At 71.8% G+C, this 19,886-nt stretch carries 16 protein-coding genes; 7 read left to right on the top strand and 9 right to left on the bottom strand.

The window, feature by feature from the left end; all coding sequences use genetic code 11:
• Nucleotides 1–12 precede the first annotated feature (12 nt).
• From C1M51_RS06610 to minE, 5 genes are all read left to right on the top strand, one after another.
• Entirely contained in the window at nucleotides 13–714 is a 702-nt protein-coding gene (locus tag C1M51_RS06610) for a 3'-5' exonuclease (RefSeq protein WP_129448769.1), read from the top strand.
• A gap of 113 nt (nucleotides 715–827) precedes the next feature.
• Complete coding sequence (uvrA, locus tag C1M51_RS06605) at nucleotides 828–6,569, top strand: excinuclease ABC subunit UvrA (protein ID WP_129448768.1); 5,742 nt, start codon at nucleotides 828–830, stop codon at nucleotides 6,567–6,569.
• A 93-nt stretch (nucleotides 6,570–6,662) separates the two neighbouring features.
• Nucleotides 6,663–7,424, top strand: coding sequence for a septum site-determining protein MinC (gene minC / locus C1M51_RS06600; protein ID WP_129448767.1), 762 nt, complete (start codon nucleotides 6,663–6,665; stop codon nucleotides 7,422–7,424).
• A gap of 34 nt (nucleotides 7,425–7,458) precedes the next feature.
• Entirely contained in the window at nucleotides 7,459–8,274 is an 816-nt protein-coding gene (minD, locus tag C1M51_RS06595) for a septum site-determining protein MinD (RefSeq protein ID WP_129448766.1), read from the top strand.
• 4 nt (nucleotides 8,275–8,278) lie between these two features.
• The gene (minE, locus tag C1M51_RS06590) at nucleotides 8,279–8,545 is read left to right on the top strand and encodes a cell division topological specificity factor MinE (RefSeq protein ID WP_011830917.1); all 267 of its coding nucleotides are present in this window, start codon (nucleotides 8,279–8,281) and stop codon (nucleotides 8,543–8,545) included.
• 30 nt (nucleotides 8,546–8,575) lie between these two features.
• Here the strand turns inward: minE and C1M51_RS06585 are convergent, their stop codons facing one another.
• The gene (locus C1M51_RS06585; protein ID WP_129448765.1) at nucleotides 8,576–9,259 is read right to left on the bottom strand and encodes a hypothetical protein; all 684 of its coding nucleotides are present in this window, start codon (nucleotides 9,257–9,259) and stop codon (nucleotides 8,576–8,578) included.
• Between the two features lie 232 nt (nucleotides 9,260–9,491).
• Between C1M51_RS06585 and C1M51_RS19355 the strand changes: the two genes are divergently transcribed.
• Nucleotides 9,492–10,184 carry a septal ring lytic transglycosylase RlpA family protein gene (locus tag C1M51_RS19355; RefSeq protein WP_310733952.1) on the top strand — a complete coding sequence of 231 codons (693 nt, stop codon included), beginning with the start codon at nucleotides 9,492–9,494 and terminating at the stop codon, nucleotides 10,182–10,184.
• 16 nt (nucleotides 10,185–10,200) lie between these two features.
• On the opposite strand, the gene C1M51_RS06575 is transcribed toward C1M51_RS19355, so the two are convergent.
• The 7 genes from C1M51_RS06575 to C1M51_RS06545 all read right to left on the bottom strand — a co-directional run bounded on the left by C1M51_RS06575 (nucleotide 10,201) and on the right by C1M51_RS06545 (nucleotide 17,245).
• On the bottom strand, nucleotides 10,201–10,773 hold the full coding sequence (locus C1M51_RS06575; RefSeq protein WP_129448764.1) for a GAF domain-containing protein: 573 nt from the start codon (nucleotides 10,771–10,773) through the stop codon (nucleotides 10,201–10,203).
• A gap of 71 nt (nucleotides 10,774–10,844) precedes the next feature.
• Nucleotides 10,845–11,474 carry a YitT family protein gene (locus C1M51_RS06570; RefSeq protein ID WP_129448763.1) on the bottom strand — a complete coding sequence of 210 codons (630 nt, stop codon included), beginning with the start codon at nucleotides 11,472–11,474 and terminating at the stop codon, nucleotides 10,845–10,847.
• A gap of 50 nt (nucleotides 11,475–11,524) precedes the next feature.
• Nucleotides 11,525–13,012: an aminotransferase class V-fold PLP-dependent enzyme gene (locus C1M51_RS06565; RefSeq protein ID WP_242499990.1), complete on the bottom strand. Its 1,488-nt coding sequence runs from the start codon at nucleotides 13,010–13,012 to the stop codon at nucleotides 11,525–11,527.
• Between the two features lie 21 nt (nucleotides 13,013–13,033).
• Entirely contained in the window at nucleotides 13,034–13,657 is a 624-nt protein-coding gene (locus C1M51_RS06560) for an LON peptidase substrate-binding domain-containing protein (RefSeq protein ID WP_129448762.1), read from the bottom strand.
• A 14-nt stretch (nucleotides 13,658–13,671) separates the two neighbouring features.
• A complete protein-coding gene (rapZ, locus tag C1M51_RS06555; protein WP_129448761.1) occupies nucleotides 13,672–14,589 on the bottom strand; it encodes an RNase adapter RapZ in 918 nt (305 codons plus the stop codon).
• Nucleotides 14,586–16,310 (bottom strand): DNA repair protein RecN, encoded by a 1,725-nt coding sequence (gene recN, locus C1M51_RS06550; RefSeq protein WP_129448760.1) that lies wholly within the window; start codon nucleotides 16,308–16,310, stop codon nucleotides 14,586–14,588. The genes rapZ and recN overlap by 4 nt, the downstream gene beginning before the upstream one ends.
• Nucleotides 16,311–16,339: 29 nt before the next feature.
• The gene (locus C1M51_RS06545) at nucleotides 16,340–17,245 is read right to left on the bottom strand and encodes an NAD kinase (protein WP_011830908.1); all 906 of its coding nucleotides are present in this window, start codon (nucleotides 17,243–17,245) and stop codon (nucleotides 16,340–16,342) included.
• Nucleotides 17,246–17,331: 86 nt separating this feature from the next.
• Here C1M51_RS06545 and hrcA point away from each other — a divergent pair, with 86 nt between their 5' ends.
• Nucleotides 17,332–18,360 carry a heat-inducible transcriptional repressor HrcA gene (gene hrcA, locus C1M51_RS06540; protein WP_129448759.1) on the top strand — a complete coding sequence of 343 codons (1,029 nt, stop codon included), beginning with the start codon at nucleotides 17,332–17,334 and terminating at the stop codon, nucleotides 18,358–18,360.
• 8 nt (nucleotides 18,361–18,368) lie between these two features.
• On the opposite strand, the gene fumC is transcribed toward hrcA, so the two are convergent.
• A complete protein-coding gene (gene fumC / locus C1M51_RS06535; protein ID WP_129448758.1) occupies nucleotides 18,369–19,784 on the bottom strand; it encodes a class II fumarate hydratase in 1,416 nt (471 codons plus the stop codon).
• Between the last annotated feature and the right edge of the window lie 102 nt (nucleotides 19,785–19,886).

Genomic DNA, 19,886 nt, shown 5'->3' with positions numbered 1-19,886 from the left:
CGGGGCCGACGGATGACGACGCTGCTGCAACGCTGGCGCTCGCGGTGGGGGCGCGGCACAGCGCCCGCCGCGGCGGCGCTCGACGACGCGCGCTGGATCGTGGCCGACGTCGAGTCCGGCGGACTCGATCCGCGGCGCGACCCCCTGCTGGCGATCGCCGCGGTCGGCGTGCATTTCGCGCCGGTGCAGGGCGAGCGCGGCGGGCGACGGCCGTGCATCGTGCTGGGTGACCGTTTCGAGCTGCTGTTGCGCCCGTCCGGGGCGCCGTCCGCGAGCCCGGACAAGGCCAACATCCTCGTGCACGGCATCGGCATCGGTGCCCAACGTGCCGGCCTCGACCCGGCCGAGGCGCTGCAGGCGTGGGAGTCCTACATCGGCAGGTCGCCGCTGGTGGGTTTTCACAGCGCCTTCGATCGCACGCTGATCGAGCGGGCCGGCCGCGACGCGCTCGGGCGCGCCCCGGACAACCCCTGGCTCGATCTCGAGCACCTGGCGGCCGTGCTGCATCGCGAGCCACGGCAGCGCAGTCTTGACGACTGGCTGGCGCAGCACGGCATCACCTGTCTGGCGCGCCATCAGGCCTCCGCCGATGCGCTGGCCACGGCCGAGCTGCTGCTGAAGCTCTGGCCGGCGCTGCGACAGCGCTGCGACGGCCGGTTCAGCACCGTGCTCGATCTGGCCGCCGGCCACCGCTTCCTGCCGCTGCGCCATTGAGACCGCTTCGGCCGGCGCGCGGGATGCCCCCAGGGCGCGCTGCGGCTAGCCGAGTGCGCCCTGACGTGACGGGCCCGATCCCTAGAATCTTCCGCTCACCCCCCGGAACCCCCATGCCCATCGGTCAGCGCCCTCCCGGCGTGATCCGCATTCGCGGTGCACGCCAGCACAATCTGAAGAACCTCGACCTGGACCTCCACACGGGAGAACTGACGGTCGTCACCGGGCCCAGCGGCTCGGGCAAGTCCAGCCTGGTGTTCGACACGCTGTATGCCGAGGGCCAGCGCCGCTACGTCGAGACCTTCAGCGCCTATGCGCGCCAGTTCCTCGACCGCATGGACCGCCCAGCGGTCGACCACGTCGAGGGCGTGCCACCGGCCATCGCGATCGACCAGACCAACCCGGTGCGCACCTCGCGCTCCACGGTCGGCACGATGACCGAGCTGAACGACCACCTGAAGCTGCTGTTCGCGCGCGCCGCGCAGCTGTTCGACCGGCAGACCGCGAAGCCGGTGCGGGAGGACGATCCGGAGTCCATCTACCGCGAGCTGCAGCAGCGCGCCGCGCCGGGGCAGCGTCTGGTCATCACCTTCCCGGTCGAGCTGCCGGCCAGCGCGAGCGCGGCCGACGTCGAGCAATGGCTTGCCGCCAGCGGCTACACGCGCGTGCAGGCCGAGCGCGAGATCGCCACGCCGACCGGGCCGCGCAAGCTGCTCGACGTGGTGGCCGACCGCTTCCGGCTCGACGGCACCGAGAAGGCCCGCGTGATCGAGGCGCTGGAGGTCTCGCTCAAGCGCGGCGGCGGGCGCGTCAACGTCTATGCCATGGCGGGAGAGGGAGAAGAGCAGCTCTGGCGCTTCTCCTCCGGCCTGCACAGCCCCGACAGCGACCTGCGCTACAGCCATCCGCAGCCGTCGATGTTCTCGTTCAACTCGGCCTTCGGCGCCTGCGAGACCTGCCGCGGCTTCGGCCGCGTGATCGGCGTCGACTGGGGTCTGGTGATGCCGGACCACCGCAAGACGCTGCGGACCGGCGTCGTCAAGACCATCCAGACGCCGGCGTGGAAGGAGATCCAGGCCGACCTGCTGAAGTACGCCGGCGAGGCCGGCATCCCGCGCGACACCGCCTGGAGCCAGCTCAGCGACGCGCAGCGCGACTGGGTGCTCGACGGCACGCCCAACTGGAAGGGGAACTGGAACAAGCAGTGGTACGGCATCAAGCGCTTCTTCGAGTACCTGGAGAGCAAGGCCTACAAGATGCACATCCGCGTGCTCCTGTCCAAGTACCGCAGCTACACGCCGTGCCCGGCCTGCGGCGGCGCGCGCCTGAAGCTGGAGTCGCTGCAGTGGCGCATCGGCACGAAGGAGGGGGCCGATGCGGCCCTGAAGGCGGCCCAGCGCTTCCTGCCGGTCGGCGCGGCCTGGTCGCGCGAGCAGCTGGAGGCGTTGCCGGGCCTGAGCCTGCACGACCTGATGCTGCTGCCGATCGAGCGGCTGCGGCGCTTCTTCGACGAGCTCACCTTGCCGAGCACGATGCTCGACGACGCGCTGGAGCTGCTGCTCGACGAGGTGCGCACCCGGCTCAAGTACCTGTGCGACGTCGGCATCGGCTACCTCACGCTCGACCGCCAGAGCCGCACGCTGAGCGGCGGCGAGGTGCAGCGCATCAATCTCACCACCGCGCTCGGCACCTCGCTGGTCAACACGCTGTTCGTGCTGGACGAGCCGTCGATCGGCCTGCACCCGCGCGACATGAACCGCATCGTGCAGGCCATGCACCGCCTGCGCGATGCCGGCAACACGCTGGTGGTGGTGGAGCACGACCCGGCCGTGATGCTGGCCGCCGACCGTGTGCTCGACATGGGCCCGGGCCCCGGCACCCAGGGCGGGCGCGTCGTGTTCGACGGCACGCCCGACGACCTCAAGCGTGCCGACACGATGACCGGCGCCTACCTCGGCGCGCGCCGCAGCATCGGCCTGGGCCTCAAGCGGCTGGTGACCGACGGCACGCCGAGGCTCATCGTGGAGGGCGCGCGCGAGCACAACCTGCGCGGCATCACGGTCGAGTTCCCGCTGCAGCGCCTGGTGGTGGTGACCGGCGTGTCCGGCTCGGGCAAGAGCACGCTGATCCAGGACCTGCTGTTCCCCGCGCTGGCGCGCCACTTCGGCAAGGCCACCGAGACGCCGGGCGCGCACGACCGCCTGCTCGGCGCCGACTGGCTGAGCGACGCCGTGTTCGTCGACCAGAGCCCGATCGGCAAGACCGCGCGCTCCAACCCGGCCAGCTACGTCGGGGCGTTCGACACGCTGCGCAACATCTTGGCCGAGGCGCCGCTGGCGCTGCAGCGCGGCTACGGCGCGGGCATGTTCAGCTTCAATGCCGGCGACGGCCGCTGCCCGACCTGCGGCGGCTCGGGCTTCGAGCACGTGGAGATGCAGTTCCTCAGCGACGTGTACCTGCGCTGCCCCGACTGCGACGGCAAGCGCTTCCGCGCCGAACTGCTGGAGGTGAAGGTCCAGCGCGGCGGCAAGTCCTTCGACGTGAGCGAGGTGCTGGAGCTGACCATCGCCGACGCGGTGCGCTACTTCGCCGACGATCGCGAGGTGCTGCGCGCGCTGCAGCCGCTGGCCGACGTGGGCCTGGACTACGTGAAGCTCGGCCAGCCGGTGCCCACGCTGAGCGGCGGCGAGGCGCAGCGCCTGAAGCTCGCCGGCTTCCTGGCCGAGGCCGCGAAGAACGGCAGCAGCTCGCGCCAGGCGGTCGCGAAGAAGGGCACGCTGTTCCTGTTCGACGAGCCGACCACCGGCCTGCACTTCGACGACATCGCCAAGCTGATGCGTGCGTTCCGCAAGCTGCTGGAGGCCGGCCATTCGCTGCTCGTGATCGAACACAACCTCGACGTGATCCGCGCCGCCGACTGGCTGGTCGACCTGGGCCCCGAGGGCGGCGAGGCCGGCGGCGAACTGGTGTGCTCCGGCACGCCCGACGACGTGAAGCTGCACCCCACGTCGCACACCGGCGCGGCGCTGCGCGAGTACGAGCAGAGCCTCGGGCAGGGCGGCCTGGCGGTCGAGGAGGGGCTGCCGCTGCAGTCGCTGCTGACCGAGGCGCGGCGCGCCCGGCGCGAGCGCGAGGCCGGCGCTGCCGCCCACGCGATCCAGATCGTCAATGCCCGCGAGCACAACCTCCAGGGCCTGTCGGTCGACATCCCGCGCGGGAAGTTCAGCGTGGTCACCGGGGTCTCCGGTTCGGGCAAGAGCACGCTGGCCTTCGACATCCTGTTCAACGAGGGCCAGCGCCGCTATCTCGAGAGCCTCAATGCCTACGCGCGCAGCATCGTGCAGCCGGCCGGCCGGCCGGAGGTCGACGCGGTGTACGGCATCCCGCCCACCGTCGCGATCGAGCAGCGCCTGAGCCGCGGTGGCCGCAAGAGCACCGTCGCCACCACCACCGAGGTGTACCACTTCCTGCGCCTGCTCTACGTCAAGCTCGGCACGCAGTACTGTCCCAAGTGCACGGCCGACGCCAGCGTGGCGGTGCGACCGCAGACGCCGGAGTCGATCGCCGCGCAGCTGCTGCGCGACTACAAGGGCCAGCACATCGGCCTGCTCGCGCCGCTGGTGGTGAACCGCAAGGGCGTCTACACCGACCTCGCGAAGTGGGCCGCGCAGCGCGGCCACACCCACCTGCGGGTCGACGGCGAGTTCCTGAAGACCTCGCCGTGGCCGCGCATCGACCGCTTCAAGGAACACACGCTGGAGCTGCCGGTCGGCGACATCGTCGTCACGCCCGACAACGAGGCCGAACTGCGTGCGCTGCTCGCGAAGACGCTGGAGCTCGGCAAGGGCGTGGTGCACCTGCTGGGGCCGCTCGACGGCCTGAAGGCGGCGATGGCCGCCGGCGCGCCGACCCACCGCATCGGCCGCGTCAAGGTGTTCTCGACCAAGCGCGCCTGCCCCGCTTGCGGCACCAGCTACCCCGAGCTGGACCCGCGCATGTTCTCGTACAACAGCAAGCACGGCTGGTGCACCGACTGCGTGGGCACTGGCCTCACGCTCACGCGCGAGCAGCGCAAGGCCCTCGACGATTCGGTGCGCGACGACGACACCGGCGGGCGCGAGAAGACCTTCGCCGAACCCGAGATCGAGGACGTGGCCGACGCGCCCTGCGGCACCTGCCACGGCGCGCGCTTGAACCCGGTCTCGCTGGCCGTGCGCTTCGGCCGCGGGGCGGAGGGCGAGCAGTCGATTGCTCAGGTGGCAGCGCGCGCGGTGAACGACGCGCGCCGCTGGATCGAGGCCCAGAAGCTCGACGGCCGCGAGGCCACGATCGCACGCGATGTGATCGCCGAGATCCGCTCGCGGCTGGGCTTCCTCGACCAGGTCGGCCTGGGCTACCTCACGCTCGACCGCGCCGCGCCCACGCTGAGCGGCGGCGAGGCGCAGCGCATCCGCCTCGCGGCACAGCTGGGCAGCAACCTGCAGGGCGTGTGCTACGTGCTCGACGAGCCCACCATCGGCCTGCACCCGCGCGACAACCGCGTGCTGCTCGATGCGCTGCACACGCTGGGGTCGCAGGGCAACACGCTGGTGGTGGTGGAGCACGACGAGGACACCATCCGCCGAGCCGACCACATCATCGACATCGGCCCCGGCGCCGGCCGGCGCGGTGGCCGCCTGGTGGCGCAGGGCACCGCCGCCGACCTGCTGCGCGCGCCCGACTCGCTGACCGGCCGCCTGCTCGAACAGCCGATGCGCCACCCGCTGCAGACCCGGCGCGCGGTGCGGCCCGGCGAGCCCTGGCTCACGCTGCGCGGTGCCACGCTGCACAACCTGACCGGGCTCGATGTCGGCGTGCCGGTCGGGCGGCTGGTGGCGGTGACCGGCGTTTCCGGCTCGGGCAAGAGCACCGTCGCGCGCGACGTGCTGCTGGTCAACGTGCACGCGGCGGTGGCGATGAAGGCCACGAAGGCCGGTCGCGATGCGCTGGCCGCCGGCAAGCGGCCGGCCTGGGTGGGTTGCAACCAGCTCGAAGGCTTCGAGCCGATCGATCGCGTGCTCGAGGTCGACCAGACGCCGATCGGCAAGACGCCCCGCTCCTGCCCGGCCACCTACATCGGCTTCTGGGACACGATCCGCAAGCTGTTCGCCGAGACGCTGGAGGCCAAGGCGCGCGGCTATGCCGCCGGCCGCTTCTCGTTCAACACCGGTGAGGGCCGCTGCCCGGGCTGCGAGGGCCAGGGCCTGCGCACCATCGAGATGGCCTTCCTGCCCGATGTCAAGGTGCCCTGCGATCTGTGCCATGGCGCCCGCTTCAACCCGGAGACGCTGGCCGTCACCTGGCGCGGCAAGAGCATCGGCGACGTGCTGCAGATGGAGGTGGACGAGGCGGTCGACTTCTTCGCCTCCATGCCCGCCATCGCCCACCCGCTGCAATTGCTGAAGGACGTGGGCCTGGGCTACCTGACACTGGGCCAGCCCTCGCCCACGCTGAGCGGCGGCGAGGCGCAGCGCATCAAGCTCGTCACCGAGCTCAGCAAGGTGCGTGACGACGTGACGCGGCGCGGCCAGAAGCCGCCGCACACGCTCTACGTGCTGGACGAGCCCACGGTGGGCCTGCACATGGCCGATGTCGAGAAGCTGATCCGCGTGCTGCACCGGCTGGTCGACGGCGGTCACAGCGTGGTGGTGATCGAGCACGACCTCGACGTGGTCGCCGAGGCCGACTGGGTGCTCGACCTCGGCCCCGAGGGCGGCGCCGGCGGCGGTCGCGTGGTGGCGGCGGGCACGCCCGAGCAGGTGGTGGCCGCGGGCACGCACACCGGTGGGGCATTGGCGCCGGTGCTGAAGCGCTGAGGACGCTGAATCGAGCGTGGCGCGCGGCCGAAATGCACCGGTCGCCCGATACACTGTGATCTTTGTCGCGTTGCCTTTCACCTCGCCCGCCCCATGACCGTCGACCAGAGAACCGGCAGCTCTGCCAGCTTCGAGTTGAAGAGCGCCGCGCTGATGCTGGTCGCGGTGATCCTGAAGACCACCGACCGCGCCGCGCTGGCGCGCGAGCTGGACGAGCGGATCGCCGACACGCCGGGGCTCTTCGAGCGCGACCCGGTGGTGATCGACCTGTCGCAGGTGCGCGAGGCCGAAGAGTCCATCGACTTCCTCGAACTCATCGACCTGCTGCGTCAGCGCCAGATGCTGCCGCTGGCCGTGCGTGGCGGCAACGAGGCGCAGATGGCCGCCGCGCTGGCGGCTGGCCTGGTGGAAGCGCCGGCCGGCGCGAACCCCGCCCCACCGGCGCGCGCGCCGTCGCCCGTGCCCGCGGCGCCGCCGGTGATGCTGACCGAGGTCATCCGCGAGGTGCCGGTGGCCGGCCCCGGCACGATGGTCGTCGACCGGCCGCTGCGTTCGGGCCAGCAGGTCTACGCCAAGGGCTGCGACCTGGTGGTGCTGGCGGCGGTGAATGTCGGCGCCGAGGTCATCGCCGACGGCCACATCCACGTCTACGGGCCGCTGCGCGGCCGGGCGATCGCCGGCGCGCGCGGCAATGCCGAGGCCCGCATCTTCGCCACCTGCATGGAGCCGCAGCTGGTCTCCATCGCAGGCACCTACCGCACCACCGAAACCCCCTTGCCTGCCGAGGTGCTGGGCAAGCCGGCCCAGGTGAAGCTGCAAGGCGACAAGCTCCTGCTCGAGGCCCTGAAGGCCTGACGAGCGTTCCATCTTCTGAAAGGATCTGCTACCGATGGCCAGAATCATCGTCGTGACCTCCGGCAAGGGAGGCGTGGGCAAGACGACCACCAGCGCCAGCTTCGCATCCGGCCTGGCGCTGCAGGGCCACAAGACGGCCGTGATCGACTTCGACGTCGGCCTGCGCAACCTCGACCTGATCATGGGCTGCGAGCGCCGCGTGGTGTACGACCTGATCAACGTCATCCACAACGAGGCCAACCTGAACCAGGCGCTGATCAAGGACAAGCAGAGCGACAACCTGTTCGTGCTGGCCGCCTCGCAGACCCGCGACAAGGAAGCGCTCACCAAGGACGGCGTGGAGCGCGTGCTGAAGGAACTGGCCGACATGGGCTTCGAGTACATCGTCTGCGACTCGCCGGCCGGCATCGAGACCGGCGCGCTGATGGCGATGCACTTCGCCGACGAGGCGATCATCGTCACCAACCCCGAGGTCTCGTCGGTGCGCGACTCCGACCGCATCCTCGGCATGCTGTCGTCCAAGACGAAGCGGGCGATCGAGGGCAAGGAGCCGATCAAGGAGCACCTGCTGATCACGCGCTACAACCCCAACCGCGTGGTGGGCGGGCAGATGCTCTCGCTGGAGGACATCCAGGAGATCCTGCGTATCGGGCTGATCGGCGTGATCCCCGAGTCGGAGACGGTGCTCGACGCTTCCAACCAGGGCGTACCGGCGATCTACATGCGCGGCACGCCGGTGTCCGAGGCCTACAAGGACGTGGTGCGCCGCTTCCGCGGCGAGAACCCGCCGATGCGCTTCGTCGAGGCCGACCGGCCGGGTTTCTTCAAGCGCGTGTTCGGAGGGAGGTGAACCGATGTCCCTGCTTTCCTTCCTGCTCGGAGAAAAGAAGAAGACCGCCAGCGTCGCCAAGGAGCGGCTGCAGATCATCCTGGCCCACGAACGCAGCGGGCGCGGCGGCAGCCGGCCCGACTACCTCGAGGCCCTGCAGCGCGAACTGGTGGCGGTGATCTCGAAGTACGTGTCGATCAAGCCCGAGGACATCAAGGTCCACCTGCAGAAGCAGGACAACCTCGAGGTCCTCGAAGTCAAGCTCGAGCTGCCCGAAGCCGCACGCGGCTGAACCGGGCGCTGCCGCCGCCGCGGGCGGCGGCTACTTCACGTACATCACGCGCATCCCGAGCAGCTTGCCCTCGGGCCGGTCCAGCACGTGGATGGTGGTCTGGCGCGGCTTGAAGCCCTCGGGCATCGGCACGCTGCCGCGCAGGCTCTCGTGGCTGCCCACCGAGATCGCGACCGGCTTCAGGCTGACCGTGGTCTCGGTGCCGCGCGCGGTCTCGCCGGCGACGATGAACTGCATGACGCCGGCGAGCGGCTTGCCGGCCGTGGCGCGGTCGCGGGTCAGGATCACGTCGTAGGCCAGTGCCGAGCCGTCGACGGTGAACCGCCCGGCACGCACCTCCACCGTGCCGCCGCGCGGGTCGGGCGGCAGCGAGGCCACCACCGCGGCCACGTCCTTGCGCAGGCGCTCGGCGGTGTCGCGGCTGGCGCCCAGCTCGTCGGCCAGCCCCTTCTTGTCGGCGACGGCGGCCTCGAGCTGCTTCGTGGTGTCGGCAAGCGCGCCCTGCAGGCGCAGGCGCTCGGCCTCGGCCTTCTCGAACGAGGCGCGCAGCGCGGTCGACGCGCTGGCCGACAGCCGGGGCGGCAGGTAGCGCTCCTGGATCAGCACGACGCCGCCGGCGCCGATCGCGATGCCGACCAGCAGCAGCACCAGCCAGCGGGGCAGACGCCAGCGCGAGCGCCTTCTTCCATAGGGATCAAATGCAACGGGTTTCATGGACCGGACATCCGTGTTGTTGTGGTCTGAGCGGGGTGGCAGAACCCAAAGGTTACAACCCTCCGGCCCCGGCGCTGAAACACGATGTCAGGCCGCCGCCGGGAGAGCCCCTCCACCCACGCCCGGCAAAGCGTGACGGACTCGACGCGAAGCAGCCCCTGCCGGGGGCCGGGAGCGCGCCGCGCGCCATTTGACACGCAAGCGCCGCCGCCATCCGCCGACAACCGCGGACATGGTGAACTGCATCCGCATCGCGCCGCCGTCGCCCCTGGGGCACGGCCTGCGCCTGATCCTCGTCCTCGCGGCGGCCATGCTGGTGGTCGGCTGCGGCACGGTCCGCCTGCCCGGTGGCACACCGCCGCCCGCGCCGTCGGTCGAGCCCGAAGCCAGCCCGGCGCCGCTGCCGGAGCCGCCGCAAACCCGCACGCCGCGCGTCGCCAAGCGGGCGCCCGCGCCGCCCGTCGATGCCGTGCCGCGCGTGGAGCGCATCCGCCAGGGGGCACCGAACCATCCGTACGTGATCCGCGGCGAGTCCTACGAGCCCGATGACACCGATGTGCCGTGGTTCGAGACCGGCGTGGCTTCCTGGTACGGCGAGCCCTTCCACGGTCGCCGCACCGCCAACGGCGAGGTCTACGACATGCACGGCATGACGGCGGCACACAAGACCATGCCGCTGCCCAGCTACGCGGTGGTGCGCAACCGCGTCAACGGCCGGCAGGTGGTGGTGCGCGTGAACGATCGCGGTCCCTTCATCGACGGCCGCGTGATCGACCTCAGCTTCGCGGCGGCCCGCAAGCTCGGCATCCGCGGCCTCGGCGAGGTCGAGGTCCGCCGCCTGACGCACGACGAGATCCGTGCCGGCAGCTGGAAGAAGCTGCCGCAGACGATGGCGGTCGGCGAGGACCGCGCCAAGCTCGAGTAGCGCCGCGTCGGGCCGCTCAGCCCGCGAACCGCAGCGCGTCGGGCCGCCGGGCGCGCCCTTGCAGGCGGTGCATCAGCAGGCTGCCGATCACGCCGGCCTGGCGCATCAGCGAGATCTGCGCCGCCGACCACTCGACCGGCGCGCCGGTCTGTTCGCCGCACAGCAGGCCGGTGCGCCGGCCGTTGACGGCAAACGGCACGTCGAGCAGCGAGTGGATGTCGTGCGGCAGCAGGTAGGCCTCGCGCATCGAGCGCAGTGCCGGATGGCTCTGGGCGTCGTTCGCGCTCAGGATGCCCCAGCGGTCGAGCTCGCGGAAGTAGTCGGGGTGCTGCTGCTCGACCAGCGGCGGCAGCGGCGTGGTGTCGTGGCCCGCGTGGTGCAGCCGCTCGCAGTGCAGTGCCTGCTGCGGTCCGCGCTGCGAGTAGGTCCACACGCTGACGCGGTCGCAGCCCAGGCCCTCGGCCAGCACCGGCAGCGCCTGCGAGAAGAAGTCGTCCAGACCCAGCAGCTCCTGCTCGTGCAGGTGGACGCAGTGCCGGATCCGTGCCAGCGCGCGGCGTCCGGGATCGGAGAGGATTTCTGACGGCATGGTCCTGGGGGTGCGGTGAACGTGCCGGGTTATCGGCCGGGACCCGCAGCGCTTGAGGGGCGCGGCCCGGCTCAGCGGGCGACGTAGCGCCCCGGGCGGTGGTTGATGGCCAGCACCAGGTTCAGCGCCACCGCGCCGGCCACCGACAGCAGCACCTGCCGCGGCGCGACCACCGCGAAGGCCAGCGCGACGATGCTGCAGTCGAGCGCCATCTGCAGCTGGCCGGCGCGCCAGCCGCGCTGCTGCTGCAGCACCACCGCGACGATGCCGATGCCGCCCACGCTGGCCTGGTGGCGGAACAGCGCGAGCATGCCCATGCCGATCAGCGTGCCGCCCATCAGCGCGGCGTACAGCGGCTGCAGCGGCGCGAAGCCGATCCAGCGCGGCAGCCACTCGCTCTGGACCGACAGCAGCGCGACGGCGGCGAAGGTCTTCAGGGTGAAGGCGTGGCCGAGGTGGCGCCAGGCGAGCCAGTAGAACGGCAGGTTGATGGCGAAGAACAGCACGCCGAAGGACCCGCCGGTCGCGTAGTGCAGCAGGAAGGCCAGGCCCGCGGTGCCGCCGGCCAGCAGCCCGGCCTGCTGGAACATCGCGATCCCCAGCGCCATGGCCGCCGTGCCGAGCAGCAGCGCCATCGCGTCCTCGAAGACGGAGTGGCGGGTGATGCCGTCTTCGTCTTCGTTGCGGTCGGTCGTGTCCATGGGCGCGAGGCGGCGCAAGCTCCGTGCCGGGCGGCCGTGCTCGCGCAAGCTCAGGCGCCGGCGCCCAGCGTGTCGCCGAGCTCCAGCACCAGCGCGGGCAGCGCATCCACCTCGGCCGCCCCGGTGCCGAAGTTGACGATGCAGGCACGCAGCCAGAAGCGGCCGTCCACCACGGCCGGGCCGAGCCAGGCGCGGCCATCGTGCTGCAGGCGTTCCAGCAGGCGGCGGTTCAGCGCGTCGAGCGCGGCCTCGTCGTGGGCCTCGCGGGGGTCGGGCCGGTAGCGCAGCGTCGCGATGCTCAGGCCACCCGGGCCGGCCTCGAGCCGTGGCGTGGCCTGCACGCGCTCGCGCAGCCGCCGGGCCAGCGCAATGTCGTCGCCGATCATCTGCCGGTAGCCGTCGCGGCCGGCCATGCGCAGCGCGAGCCAGACCTTCAGCGCGCGGAAGCCGCGCGTGTTCTGCGGTCCGAGCTCGTGGAAGTTCAGGCCCTCGTCGTCGCGCGGTGCGCCGTAGTAGGGCGGGCGCTGGCTGAAGGTGTCGAGCAGGTGGTGCGGTTCGCGCACCAGCACGCAGCCGGCCTCGATCGGCGCGTACAGCCACTTGTGCGGGTCGAGCGCCAGCGAGTCGGCCTCGCGCAGGCCCGGCAGGTCGGCCGGTGCGGCGTCCCCCAGGCAGGCCGCCGGCGCGCCGTAGGCGCCGTCGACGTGGAACCACAGGCCGTGCCGGCGGCACAGTGCGGCCATGGCCGGCAGCGGATCGATCGCGCCGGTGCTCACCGTGCCGGCCGTGCCCACCGCCATCAGTGGCTGCACGCCGGCGGCGAGATCGGCCTCGATGCTCGCGGCCAGCGCGTCCACGTCGAGGCGTTGCTCGGCATCGGTCGGGATCCAGCGCACCGCCTGCAGCCCGAGTCCGGCGAGGTCGACCGCCTTGTGCAGCCAGGCGTGCGTCTGTGTCGACGCGTAGACCGCCAGCGGCGGCGCCGCCCGCAGTCCCTGTTCGCGCGCCGCCGGGCGCACCGCGCGCCGCGCGGCCAGCAGTGCCACCAGGTTGGCCAGCGTGCCGCCGCTCGTCAGCAGGCCGCCGCAACCGGCCGGGTAGCCCACCAGCTCGGCCAGCCAGCGCACGGTCTGGGCCTCGATCTCGCTCGCCACCGGCGCGGCGTGCCAGAGCGCGACGTTGGCATTCAGCGCCGCCGCCAGCAGCTCGGCCAGCACGCCGATCGGTGCCGGCGACGCCGCGATGTAGCCGTGAAAGCGCGGGTGGCTGCTGCGCAGCGAGTGCTCGAACAGCAGCGTCGCCGCGCCGTCGAGCAGCGCGGCCGGGTCGGCCCCGGTGTGGGGCAGCGGACCGTCGCCGACCCGCGCGCGCACCTCCGCCGGGGTCTCGCCGGGGCTCACCGGGCGCTGCGGCAGCGCGGCCATCATGTCGGCGATGCGATCGACCAGCGCGTGGCCGAGCGCGCGGAACTGCGCCGGCGCCATCGCCAGCGCGGCCTCGCGCGCCGGCGGGCCGGGCTCGGGGGGCACGGTTGGCATCGTCTCGTGCGGAGCGGGCGCCTAGCCGACCACGCCCTTGCTGCGCAGGAACTCGTCGACCAGCTTCAGCCGCACCAGCGGGTCGGGCAGTTCCATCAGTTTCTGCTTGGCGGCCACCGAGATCGGCAGGATCTCGCACCAGCGGTTGGCGATCCAGCCGGCGTCCTCGAAGCGGTAGGGCTCGAGGAACGGCACGTTGCCCTGCTGCTTGAGGGTGGCGATCGCGTTCGCGAGGCCCTGGGCCGATCCCACCAGCTCCTCGGTCGGCAGCACGGTCTCGTCGTCGGGCAGCAGCCGGGCCTGAGCGACCCACAGGTGGTTGGCCTGCTGCGAGGTGCCGGCCGTCTCGAAGCGCCGGGTTCCGCGGCAGCGCACCTGCAGGATGCCGGACTGCGGGCTGTCGACATCGATCAGCTCGGCCAGGCAGCCGATCGACTCCAGCGCCACGTCGCCGGGCGCCCCATTGCCGCGCACCTCGCTGCCCTTCTTCAGCGCCACCACGCCGAAGGGCTTGCGTTCGCGCAGGCACTCGCCCACGAGGTCGAGGTAGCGCGCCTCGAACACCTTCAGGCCCAGCAGGCCGTCGGGGAAGAGCACCGACTGCAGCGGGAACAGCGGCAGTTCGAAGGAGGGCGTATCCGTCATCGGAGACCGGCTTCTCAGAGCGCGTCGAGCTCGCGGTGGCGCACCAGCGTCGCACCGCGGTCGCGGAAGCGCCGGGCGAGCTGCTCGACGAAGTAGACCGAGCGGTGCTGGCCGCCGGTGCAGCCGATCGCGACGGTGAGGTAGGCGCGCTGGTCCTGCTCGAACGCCGGCAGCCAGCGCACCAGGAAGGCTTCGATCTGCGCCAGCATCTCGCCCACCTCGGGCTGCTGCTGCAGGTAGTCGGCCACCGGCGCGTCGCGGCCGGTGAGCGGGCGCAGCTCGTCGATGTAGTGCGGATTGGGCAGCACGCGCACGTCGTACACCAGGTCGGCATCGAGCGGCACGCCGTGCTTGAACGCGAAGGACTCGAACACCAGCGTCAGTGCGCCGGCCGGCGCCTGGACCAGCTGCCGCACCCAGGCGCGCAGCTGGGCGGCGCGCAGCTGGCTGGTGTCGAGGACGGTGGAGGCTTCGCGCAGGTCGGCGAGCAGCTCGCGTTCGAGCTCGATCGCGTCGGTCAGTGCGCGGTGCTGGTCGAGCGCCTCGCCGGGGGCACCGGTGCTCAGCGGGTGGCGGCGCCGCGTCTCGGAGAAGCGCCGCACCAGCGCGTGCGTGCTGGCGTCGAGGAAGATCGCGCGCACCTTCACGCCCTCGCTGCCCAGCTGCGACAGGCTCGGCAGCAGCGCCGGCAGCGAGCGGGCGCTGCGCACGTCCACCGCCACCGCGATGCGGCGCATCGCGCCGTCGGTGCGGGCCTGCTCCAGGTGCAGGAATTGCGGCAGCAGCTCGGGCGGCAGGTTGTCGACGCAGTAGAAGCCGGCGTCCTCCAGCGCATGCAGCGCCACCGACTTGCCCGAGCCGGAGATGCCGGTGACCAGCACCACCTCGCGCGGCGCGTCGGGCAGGGCCGGTGCCACGGTGTCCTGGCTCATGCCCGCTGCCGCTTGTGTCCACCACGACCACCGGCCGCGGCTGGGGGGGCCGGCGGCGTCGATGTCGCGGCCGCCAGCAGCGCCTGCGCATGGGCCAGGCTGGTGCCGCCGGCCGCGCCGCCGCCCAGCATGCGGGCGATCTCCTGCACCCGCGCCTCGCCGGTGACCGGGGCGACCTGGCTGCGCGTGCTGCCGCCCTGCGCGGCCTTGCTGACCACGCAGTGGTGGTCGGCACAGGCGGCCACCTGTGGCAGGTGGGTCACGCACAGCACCTGCCGGTCGCGGCCCAGGCGGCGCATCAACTGCCCCACGGCATCGGCCACGCTGCCGCCGACGCCGGCGTCGATCTCGTCGAAGATCAGCGTGCCGGTCTCGCCGAGCTCGCTGGTGGTGACCGCGATCGCCAGCGCGATGCGCGACAGCTCGCCGCCCGAGGCCACCTTGGCCAGCGCGCGCGGCGTGCTGCCGGCGTGCCCGGCCACGCGAAACTCGGCCGCCTCGCGGCCATGGCGCTGCGGCTCGGCCAACGGCTCCAGCGCCACCTCGAAGCGCCCGCCGGCCATGCCGAGCTGCTGCATCGCCGCCGTCACCGACGCGGCGAGCCGCGGTGCCGCAGCCTTGCGCTGCACGCTGACGGCCTGTGCCGCGGTGTCGTAGGCCTGGCGGGTGGTCTTCACCCGGGCCTCCAGCGCGTCGAGGTCGGTCGCGGCGTCGAGCCGGGTGAGCTCGTCGCGCCAGGCCGCGCGCAGCGCCGGCAGCTCCTCGGCCGGGCGGCGGAAGCGCCGCGCGAGGCCCATCCACGCCGCCAGCCGCTCGTCGAGCGCCTGCAGGCGCTCCGGGTCCAGCTCGCCGTGGCGCAGCGCCGCGTGCAACGTGTGGGCGGCGTCCTGCAACTGGGCCTGAGCGCTCTTCAGCACCTCATAGGGATCGCGCAGTGCGGGATCGTGGTCGAGCACGCCCTCGAGCGCACCCAGGGCCTGGGCGCTGCGCGCGTCGGCCGAGTCGTCGTCCTCGCTGATCGCGGCCAGCGCCGCATGCGCCGCGTCGAGGATGGCCTGGGCGTGGCTCAGGCGGTGGTGCTCGGCGTTGAGCTCCGGCCACTCGTCGGCGCCGGGTGCCAGCTTGTCGAGCTCGGCGATCTGCCACTGCAGCCGCTCGCGCTCGCGTTCCAGGTCGGCCTGGCGGGTGCGCGCGTCGGCGAGCTGTTCGCTCGCGCTGCGCCACGCGCTCCAGGCGGCGGCCAGCGGCGCGGTGTCGAGGCCGGCATAGCCGTCGAGCAGGCCGCGCACCGCGTCGGGCCGCGTCAGGCTCTGCCAGGCGTGCTGGCCGTGGATGTCGACCAGATGCTCGCCCGCCTCGCGCAGCTGGCCGATGGTGGCCGGGCTGCCGTTGATCCATGCACGGCTCTTGCCCTGGGCGTCGAGCGTGCGGCGCAGCAGCAGGGGGTCGTCGCCACCGTCCTCTTCGTCGGCGAAGCCGGCGTCGGCCAGCCACGGCCGCAGCGAGGCCGGCGTGTCGAACTCGGCGCTGATCTCGGCGCGCGTCGCGCCCTCGCGCACCACGCCGGCGTCGCCGCGGTGGCCGAGCGCGAGCTGCAACGCATCGACCAGGATGGACTTGCCGGCGCCGGTCTCGCCGGTGAGCGCGGTGAACCCGGCATGCAGGTCGAGCTCGAGCGCGGGCACGATGACGAAGTCGCGCAGGGCGATGCGCTTCAGCATGGGGTCTTCCTCAGCGCGCCGCCCACGGCTCAGGAGTGCGCGCCGTCGGGCAGCACACCTTCGTTCCAGTGCAGCTTGCGGCGCAGCGTGGCATAGAAGTTCCAGCCGCGCGGGTGCAGCACGCGCACGCGGTGCTCGCTGCGGCGCACGCAGATGCGGTCGCCGTGCAGCAGGCTGGCGAGGCTCTGGTGGTCGAAGTTCACGCTGGCGTCGCGGCCGGCGACGATCTCGATGCGCACCTCGCTGTCGTCGGGCAGCACGATGGGGCGGTTGGACAGCGCATGCGGCGCGATCGGCACCATCAGCCAGCCCGAGATGCCCGGGTGCAGGATCGGTCCGCCGGCCGACAGCGCATAGGCGGTCGAGCCGGTGGGCGACGAGATGATCAGCCCGTCGGCGCGGAAATTGGCCACGAACTGGTCCTGCACATCGACCCGCAGCTCCACCATGCCGGCGCTGGCACCGCGGCTCACCACCACGTCGTTGACGGCGAAGGTCTCGTAGATCACGTCGAACTCGTCGCCCGAAGGCCGCTTGACGCAGCCTTCCAGCATGGTGCGGTGCTCTTCCTCGTAGTCGCCGGCGATCATCGGCGCGATGGTCTCGCGGAACTCGGCCATCGGGATGTCGGTCATGAAGCCGAGCCGGCCCTGGTTGATGCCGATCAGCGGCACGCCGTAGCGCGCCAGCTGCCGCGCGGTGCCGAGCATGGTGCCGTCGCCGCCGACCACGACCGCCAGGTCGCAGTGCTTGCCGATCTGGGCGGCGTCGAGCGCGCCGTAGTCGGGCAGGCCGACGGCCATGGCGGTGGTGGTGTCGAGCGAGACCTCGAGCCCCTGGTTCGTGAGGAACTCGGCCACGCTGGCAAGCACCTGGCGACTGCCCGGCGCCTGGTATTTGCCGACGAGGGCAGCGTGACGGAAACGGCTCGCCATGGTGAGAGAAATTACACCACAGCCATTCGACGCGGCGCGCACCTCGCCACATGCCCGCAAAACCGCGCCCTACAATGATTTCCACCATGCTCGACGAACGTGCCAAGACCCTGTTGAAGACGCTGGTCGAGCGCTACATCGCCGATGGTCAGCCGGTCGGGTCGCGCACGCTGTCTCGGGCGTCCGGGCTGGAGCTGAGTCCGGCCACCATCCGCAACGTGATGGCCGACCTGGAGGAACTGGGCCTGATCGCCAGCCCGCACACCAGCGCCGGGCGCATCCCCACGGCGCGCGGTTACCGGCTGTTCGTGGACACCATGCTCACCGCGCGGCCGCTCGACATGGTGCGCAGCGAGCCGGGCCTGGCCGCCGCGCAAGAGCAGTTGCAGCCCGACCAGCCGCAGCGCGTGATCACCCACGCGGCCCAGGTGCTGTCCAACCTGTCGCAGTTCGTCGGCGTGGTCACCGCGCCGCGCAAGGCGGGCGTGTTCCACCACATCGAGTTCATGCGCCTGGGCGAGCGGCGCGTGCTGGTGATCCTGGTCTCGCCCGACGGCGACGTGCAGAACCGCGTGATCTTCACCGCGCGCGACCACAGCCCGGCCGAACTGGTGGAGGCCAGCAACTTCATCAACGCCCACTACAGCGGCCTCAGCATCGAGGCGGTGCGCGAGCGACTCAAGACCGAGATCGACGCGCTGCGCGGCGAGATCGCCCTGCTGATGCAGGCGGCGGTGCAGTTCGGCAGCGAAGCCGCCGACGGCGAGAACGAGCAGGTCGTGGTGTCGGGCGAGCGCAACCTGCTGACGATGCAGGACTTCTCCAGCGACATGGGCTCGCTGCGCAAGCTGTTCGACCTGTTCGAGCAGAAGACCCAGCTGATGCGCCTGCTCGACGTGAGCAGCCGCGCCGAGGGCGTGCGCATCTACATCGGCGGCGAGAGCCAGATCGTGCCGTTCGAGGAGCTGTCGGTGGTGTCGGCGCCGTACGAGGTGGACGGCAAGATCGTCGGCACGCTGGGCGTCATCGGTCCGACCCGCATGGCCTACGACCGCATGATCCAGATCGTCGACATCACCTCACGGCTGGTGACGCAGGCGCTGAGCCAGAAGTAGCGGCGCGCTCAACCCGGCCCGATCATCCGCTCCGGCCGCACCCACGCATCGAACTGCTCGCCCGTCAGGTGCCCCGAGGCCACGGCCGCCTCGCGCAGCGTCAGGCCCTCGGCATGCGCCTGCTTGGCGATCTGCGCGGCCTTGTCGTAGCCGATGTGCGGATTCAGCGCCGTCACCAGCATCAAGGAGCGCTGCAGCAGCTCGGCGATGCGGCCGCGGTCCGGCTCGATGCCGCGCGCGCAATGCGCCTCGAAGCTGCGTGCGCCGTCGGCCAGCAGCCGGAGGCTCTGCAGCACGTTGTGGATGATCACCGGCTTGTAGACGTTGAGCTCGAAGTTGCCCGAGGCGCCGGCGATGTTCACCGCCACATCGTTGCCCATCACCTGGCAGCACGCCATCGTCAGCGCCTCGCACTGCGTCGGGTTCACCTTGCCGGGCATGATGGAACTGCCCGGCTCGTTCTCCGGGATGCGCAGCTCGCCCAGCCCCGAGCGCGGGCCCGAGGCCAGCCAGCGCACGTCGTTGGCGATCTTCATCAGCGACGCCGCCAGCGTCTTCAGCACGCCGTGCGCATGCACCAGTGCGTCGTGCGCCGCCAGCGCCTCGAACTTGTTCGGCGCCGACACGAAGTCGGTCCCCGCGGCCTGCGACAGCGCCTGCGCCACCCGCGTGCCGAACTCCGGGTGCGCATTGAGGCCGGTGCCCACCGCGGTGCCGCCCAGCGCCAGCTCGCGCAGGTGCGGCAGCGCGGCGCGCAGGTGGCCGATGCCGTGCGCCAGTTGCGCGACCCAGCCCGACATCTCCTGCCCCAGGCTCAGCGGCGTGGCGTCCTGCAGGTGGGTGCGGCCGATCTTCACCAGGTCGGCGTAGGCGCGTGCCTTGCCGGCCAGCGTGTCGTGCAGCGGGGCCAGCGCCGGCAGCAGTGTGTCCTCGATCGCGCGGACCGCGGCCACGTTCATCGCGGTGGGGAACACGTCGTTCGACGACTGCCCTCGGTTCACCTCGTCGTTGGGATGCACCCACCGCTGCTCGCCCACCGGCCCGCCCAGCAGTTGCGAGGCGCGGTTGGCCAGCACCTCGTTCATGTTCATGTTGCTCTGCGTGCCCGAGCCGGTCTGCCACAGCGACAGCGGAAACTCGCCGCCATGCCGCCCGGCGATCACCTCGTCGGCCGCGGCCATGATGGCCTCGGCCTTGCGCGCGTCGAGCACCCCCAGGTCGCGGTTCACCTGCGCGGCGCAGCGCTTCACCAGCGCCAGCGCCAGCAGCAGCTCCGGCGGCATGCGCTCGGTGGAGATGTCGAAGTGGTGCAGCGAGCGCTGCGTCTGCGCCCCCCACAGCCGATCGCCGGGCACGGCGATGTCGCCGAAGCTGTCGCGTTCGATGCGCGCGGGGGTCGTCGTTGCCGTCGTGGGCGTCGTCATGGCGTGCCTCCGGATTGCAGGGCCTGGGCCATGGTAGCGATGCCTACAATCCGCGCTGGTGCCGGGTCGATCGCCTTCCTGGAAGCAAGCGCTTCGCGGAAC

The organism is Methylibium sp. Pch-M (genome assembly GCF_004136295.1).
GTDB lineage: Bacteria > Pseudomonadota > Gammaproteobacteria > Burkholderiales > Burkholderiaceae_C > Methylibium > Methylibium petroleiphilum.
Note: the sequence above shows the minus strand (reverse complement) of the source record. Positions and strands in the feature narration are given on the sequence as shown.

Coding starts and splice junctions, on each gene's coding strand:
- C1M51_RS06610 (WP_129448769.1), top strand. CDS start 13: ATGACGACGCTGCTGCAACGCTGGCGCTCGCGGTGGGGGCGCGGCACA.
- uvrA (WP_129448768.1), top strand. CDS start 828: ATGCCCATCGGTCAGCGCCCTCCCGGCGTGATCCGCATTCGCGGTGCA.
- minC (WP_129448767.1), top strand. CDS start 6,663: ATGACCGTCGACCAGAGAACCGGCAGCTCTGCCAGCTTCGAGTTGAAG.
- minD (WP_129448766.1), top strand. CDS start 7,459: ATGGCCAGAATCATCGTCGTGACCTCCGGCAAGGGAGGCGTGGGCAAG.
- minE (WP_011830917.1), top strand. CDS start 8,279: ATGTCCCTGCTTTCCTTCCTGCTCGGAGAAAAGAAGAAGACCGCCAGC.
- C1M51_RS06585 (WP_129448765.1), bottom strand. CDS start 9,259: ATGAAACCCGTTGCATTTGATCCCTATGGAAGAAGGCGCTCGCGCTGG.
- C1M51_RS19355 (WP_310733952.1), top strand. CDS start 9,492: ATGGTGAACTGCATCCGCATCGCGCCGCCGTCGCCCCTGGGGCACGGC.
- C1M51_RS06575 (WP_129448764.1), bottom strand. CDS start 10,773: ATGCCGTCAGAAATCCTCTCCGATCCCGGACGCCGCGCGCTGGCACGG.
- C1M51_RS06570 (WP_129448763.1), bottom strand. CDS start 11,474: ATGGACACGACCGACCGCAACGAAGACGAAGACGGCATCACCCGCCAC.
- C1M51_RS06565 (WP_242499990.1), bottom strand. CDS start 13,012: ATGCCAACCGTGCCCCCCGAGCCCGGCCCGCCGGCGCGCGAGGCCGCG.
- C1M51_RS06560 (WP_129448762.1), bottom strand. CDS start 13,657: ATGACGGATACGCCCTCCTTCGAACTGCCGCTGTTCCCGCTGCAGTCG.
- rapZ (WP_129448761.1), bottom strand. CDS start 14,589: ATGAGCCAGGACACCGTGGCACCGGCCCTGCCCGACGCGCCGCGCGAG.
- recN (WP_129448760.1), bottom strand. CDS start 16,310: ATGCTGAAGCGCATCGCCCTGCGCGACTTCGTCATCGTGCCCGCGCTC.
- C1M51_RS06545 (WP_011830908.1), bottom strand. CDS start 17,245: ATGGCGAGCCGTTTCCGTCACGCTGCCCTCGTCGGCAAATACCAGGCG.
- hrcA (WP_129448759.1), top strand. CDS start 17,332: ATGCTCGACGAACGTGCCAAGACCCTGTTGAAGACGCTGGTCGAGCGC.
- fumC (WP_129448758.1), bottom strand. CDS start 19,784: ATGACGACGCCCACGACGGCAACGACGACCCCCGCGCGCATCGAACGC.